This window comes from Streptomyces sp. NPDC002092 (genome assembly GCF_053593775.1).
Genome location: NZ_JBSFDG010000050.1, coordinates 1 through 4,070, shown reverse-complemented (window position 1 = coordinate 4,070; position 4,070 = coordinate 1). Strand labels below are relative to the sequence as shown.

Below are 4,070 nucleotides of genomic sequence, written 5' to 3'. Positions count from 1 at the left end.
GGGTATGGGGGGAGACCTGGCTAGGGGAGGTCGGCGGCTGAGGCGGATTGCGGGCTGCGGCTCTGCGGCGTCATGGCTGCTCCTCGTACGTCTCCGACCCCATGAAGGACTGGATCGCGGTCGCCGCCGCCCCGCGCGCCCACTCCTCGAAAGGCAGCGGACGGGTCATCACGTCACACTGCGAAGCGGTACCGAAGGCAGAGGCGGCGAACGCGTCCCGGATGCCTTCGGCGAAAAGGTCGTACGCGGCCAGGCCCTCCCCGGAGATGACCACCCGCTCGGGACCGAGGAGGTTCACCAGGGAGGCAAGGGCCTTTCCGATGGCTTCACCGGCCTGTGCATAGACCGCTCGGGCGCCGGGGTCTCCGCCGTGGGCCAGGTCCAGCGCCTCGGCCGTATCGGTCAGTTGCCTGCCCGTGGCAGCGCTCACCGCGCGGAGAATCGCGGGGTCCGCCGCGATCGCCTCCACACACCCGCGATTGCCGCAGTGGCAGAGCGGACCCCTCGGGTCGAGGGACAGGTGCCCGATCTCGCCGGCCACGCCGTGCGCGCCCGACACCACCCGGCCGTGCACCACCAGGCCGCAGCCGATGCCGGCGCCCACGGTCACCAGGGCGAAGTCCGAGAGTCCGACTCCGGCTCCGAACCAGTGCTCGGCGACCGTGAGTGCCCGCACGTCGTTGTCGACCGTGACCGGCAGACCGGTCGCGGTACCGGCGAGCTCGGCGAGCGGTACGTCGCGCCACTCCAGGAAGGGCGAGTAGCGGACCAGGCCCTTCGCGCGGTCCACGTCCCCCGAGATCGCGATGCCCAGCCCCCGTACCTGCACACCGAATCCGACGGCCTCGATGAGCAACTCCTGTACCAGTGCGGTGATGGCGGGCAGCACGGCTTGCGGCTCGCGGCCCTTGAGGGCCACGTGCCGGGACACCCGGACACGGCAGCACAGGTCGGTCAGCACGGCGATGATCTCGTCGCCGGTCACCTTCACACCGATGAACAGGGCCCTTCCCGCGTCCACCGACACCAGGTTGGCCGGACGCCCCACCGCGGGCCGCGCGTCTTCATCCGCGCCCTCGACGAGATAGCCGAGCTCCATCAGCGGCCGGACCGCCTTCGTGACCGCGGCCGGAGAGAGCTGGGTGCGCCGCCCCACCTCGGCCCGGGTGAGCGGACCGTGGGAGAGCAGCGTGGTGAAGACCAGAGAGGCGGCCGGAGTCATGGTGGGGACCGACTCGCGGGGGAAGGTCGGGCGCATGGCCGGAAACTTAAGGTCGGATCTTTTCCGCTGTCAATAAAAAAACCGTACTTGTTCCGAGTGTTGATGTGGTCGTCACTGAGGCAAGGAAAGCGTGGTGCGATGCGCGCTGTGCCATCGAATCGGAGGTGTCGAGCTCGAGTGTGCCGCCTCAGCGGGCGGGATCTTGCACATCCAGGTGTCACCCGTCAGTATGGTTACGTGAATCACGCTTTTCCCTGCGGCACGCTTCCTCTGGACTTCGTCGGCACCCTGCGCGCGCGACGCAACGGCGAGCCGCTCGAGAAGCTCGCCACCCCCGAACTGCTCGACGACTGGTTCCTTGAGTCCGGGATGCTCGATCTGGCACCAGGGGCGAGCGAGGCCGACCTCTCCCTCGCAGTGGAACTGCGTGAAGCGATCTACTCCCTGGTGGCGGCCCGGATCGAGCGGCGACCGCTGCCTGCGGAGGCGGTCGCCGAGGTGAATCAGCAGGCATCGGGTCTCCCTGTGGCCGTGCGGCTCGGCCCCGATGGCGCGACCCGAACCGGCACGGCTGCCCAAGGACTCGCCGCCCTCGCCCGCGAGGCCGTCGAGATCATCGGCGGTGAAGAGGCCGCGCTGTTGCGCGAGTGTTCCCGTCCCGAGTGCACCCAGGTCTACCTCGACCGTTCACGAGGCCACCGACGGGAGTGGTGCGCCATGCGAACGTGTGGCAACCGGGTCAAGGCCGCCGCTTACCGGGCACGCCGGCACAGCGCGAAGCCTGCGGAGGTATAACCGGAAGCGCTTCCAGCCGGCCGCCCGTCGGCGAAAGAGCACCTGTCGTTCGCACCCGTATGCGGGGACCAGGGATGAGGCTCCTGACTCCGGGCGGTCGCCGCCTTTGCTGACGACACCGGCATCGATCACCTGGTCGTACGCGAACCAGGTTCCGTCCCTCGCGCACTTCGGTGTCGAGCCTCCGTTGGGCGGTTCCGGGTCGGAAGGACTCTTCTCCTCGGTCCGGGCCGGCTTCCACGACGGGGCAAGGGCGGGATCAGTACCTCTACATCAGCAGCAGCCGGCCTGGTCGGGAAGCGCTCACCCGTAAGCGCGAGCTCGGGCTGTTCCCAGAACGCCTGGACGCCTCCCCGTACGCCTTCGAGGCCAACGACGGAGTTCTACGGGCTCGTTGGCGAACCCGCCGACGCCGAGCGACCGCGACTGGGCACTTCGTCGGCCCAAAGAGTGAGCGCGATATCGGCGTCCGGCCGGTTCATTCCGCGGTGGCGGTGGCGGTGGCGGTGCGTCGCGGTCGTAGGGTCAGTACGCGTTCGGCATGGTGCTCCTCGTGCATGTCGATGCGGCGCGCTTGCAGGAGGTCGCGCAGGCTGACGATGCCCTCGACCGCGTTGTGCGGGTCGCGGGCGACGATGAGCAGGCGGGTGACGCCGTGCTGGGCCATGCGGTTGGCCAGCGTCCGCAGGGTCTCGTCCGGGTGCGCGGTGACCGCGGGCTCGGCCAGTTGTGCCAGCGGCGTGGGGTCGGCGGGGTCGGCATGGAGCAGTTGGGAGCGGGTGACCACGCCGGCGAGGTGGTCGTGCTCGTCGAGGACGGGGTAAAGACGCTGGGCCAGCAGCCGTTCGGGGTCCGCTGCCTGATGAGCGGTCCGCAGCACGGTGGTGGCCGCACCCGCGGTGTCGTTCGCGTGGAAGCTGACCGCTATCGGTGTCTCCAGTTGCCGGACGAGGTGGACTTCGAGCGGGTCGACGGAGTACTCGCGGGTCAGGTGCAGGCCGCGCCGGGCGAGCTTCTCGGTCAGCACTGATCGCTTCAGGAGGGTGACGGACAGCAGATACGCCGCGGAGGCGGTGATCACCATGGGTACCAGGGCGTTGATCTCGTGGGTGAGTTCGAGGCAGAACACGATGCCCGTGAGCGGAGAGCGCATGACGCCGCCCAGGACTCCGGCGAGCGAGACGAGGGCCCAGAACCCGGGGCTGACCTGCGGGAAGACCAGGCCCTCGGCAGCTCCGAGGGCGCCGCCGACCATGAACATGGGAGCGAGGACGCCGCCGGAGGTGCCCGAGCCGAGGGAGAGGCCCCAGATGAGGGTCTTGACGACGAGGATACCTACGACGAGGCCCACGGTGGCCCGCCCGGTGAGGAGTTGGCCGATGACGTCGTATCCGACACCGAGGGCCCGGGGTTCGATCAGGCCGCCGACGCCGATGATCGCTCCGCCGATGGCCGGCCACCACATCCAGTGGAGGGGCAACTTGGCGAAGAGGTCTTCGGAGAGGTAGACGAGCGCGGTGGCGCCCAGCGCGAGGAGTCCCGCGGCGATTCCGGCGACGACGCACAACGCGTAGGCGGTGGGGGCGATGCGGGCGGGGACGTGGGCGCCGCCGAACAGCGGGTCGGTGCCCAGGAGCGGGCCCCGTACGAGCGTGGCGGTGACGGCGGCGACGGCGACGGGCAGGTAGGAACGGGGGCGCCATTCGAACAGCAGGAGTTCGACGGCCAGCAGGATGGCGGCCAGGGGTGCGTTGAAGGTGGCGGCCATGCCGGCCGCGGAGCCGGCGACCAGCAGTGCCTTGCGTTCGTCGGTGGTGACGCGCAGCAGCTGGGCGAGGAGGGAACCGACCGCTCCGCCCGTCATGATGATGGGACCCTCCGCGCCGAATGGGCCGCCCGTTCCTATGGAGATCGCGGCCGACGTGGGCTTCAGTATCGCGACGCGCGGCTGCACACGGCTGCCGCCGACCAGGATCGACTCGATCGCCTCCGGCATGCCGTGCCCGCGGATCTTCTCCGAGCCGTACCGGGCCATCACCCCGATCAGCAGACC

3 protein-coding genes are annotated in these 4,070 nt (G+C 69.8%); 1 reads left to right on the top strand and 2 read right to left on the bottom strand.

Features of this window, described 5'->3' with window-relative positions; genetic code table 11:
* Positions 1 to 70: 70 nt before the first annotated feature.
* Positions 71 to 1,258: an ROK family transcriptional regulator gene (locus tag ACWCRD_RS44930; protein ID WP_360223368.1), complete on the bottom strand. Its 1,188-nt coding sequence runs from the start codon at positions 1,256 to 1,258 to the stop codon at positions 71 to 73.
* Positions 1,259 to 1,459: 201 nt separating this feature from the next.
* On the opposite strand from ACWCRD_RS44930, the gene ACWCRD_RS44925 reads away from it, so the two are divergent.
* Positions 1,460 to 2,017 carry a CGNR zinc finger domain-containing protein gene (locus ACWCRD_RS44925; RefSeq protein ID WP_450971455.1) on the top strand — a complete coding sequence of 186 codons (558 nt, stop codon included), beginning with the start codon at positions 1,460 to 1,462 and terminating at the stop codon, positions 2,015 to 2,017.
* Positions 2,018 to 2,495: 478 nt separating this feature from the next.
* Here ACWCRD_RS44925 and ACWCRD_RS44920 read toward each other — a convergent pair.
* The coding region (locus ACWCRD_RS44920; protein WP_450971454.1) for a chloride channel protein at positions 2,496 to 4,070 on the bottom strand (1,575 nt) is incomplete at its 5' end.